This window comes from Streptomyces pyxinae, from assembly GCF_024756275.1.
Taxonomy (GTDB): domain Bacteria; phylum Actinomycetota; class Actinomycetes; order Streptomycetales; family Streptomycetaceae; genus Streptomyces; species Streptomyces pyxinae.
On record NZ_JANUGQ010000066.1, the window covers coordinates 1 to 813 of the forward strand.

Consider the following 813-nt stretch of genomic DNA (forward strand, 5'->3'; position numbering starts at 1 on the left):
GATCGTCGGTATGGCGTGCCGTTATCCGGGTGGGGTGCGGTCGCCGGAGGATCTGTGGCGGTTGGTGGTCTCGGGTGGTGACGCGGTGGGGGAGTTTCCGGCGGACCGGGGCTGGGACGTGGAGGGGATCTACGACCCGGATCCGGAGGCGGCGGGGAAGTCCTATGCCCGGCACGGCGGATTCCTTTATGAGGCGGGGGAGTTCGATCCGGGGTTCTTCGGGATCTCGCCGCGTGAGGCGGTGGCGATGGATCCGCAGCAGCGGTTGCTGCTGGAGACGACGTGGGAGACGTTCGAGCGGGCCGGTATCGATCCGGAGTCGGTGCGGGGGAGCCGTACCGGAGTCTTCGTCGGCTCCGGCTACCAGGACTACGTCAACCTGCTGCTCGGGGTGGCCGACGGATCCGACGGCCACCTCGGGACCGGCAACTCCGCCAGTGTGATGTCCGGTCGTATCGCGTACACCTTCGGTCTGGAGGGCCCGGCGGTCACCGTGGACACGGCCTGCTCGTCCTCGCTGGTCGCCCTGCACTGGGCGATCCAGGCCCTCCGCGGCGGCGAGTGCTCCATGGCGCTGGCCGGCGGTGTCCAGGTGATGACCACCCCCACCCCGTTCGTGGAGTTCAGCCGGCAGCGCGGGCTGTCGCCGGACGGCCGGTGCAAGGCGTTCGGCGCGGGTGCGGACGGTACCGGCTGGGCCGAGGGCGTGGGCATGCTCCTGGTGGAGCGGCTCTCCGACGCCGTACGCCACGGTCATGAGGTGTTGGCCGTGGTGCGGGGCAGCGCGGTCAACCAGGACGGCGCCTCCAACGG

Annotated in this window: 1 protein-coding gene; it reads left to right on the forward strand. The window is 70.6% G+C overall.

The features are described 5' to 3' along the window. A partial coding sequence (locus tag NX801_RS30600) for a polyketide synthase (protein ID WP_258791227.1) occupies nucleotides 1-813 on the forward strand: 813 nt, incomplete at both ends.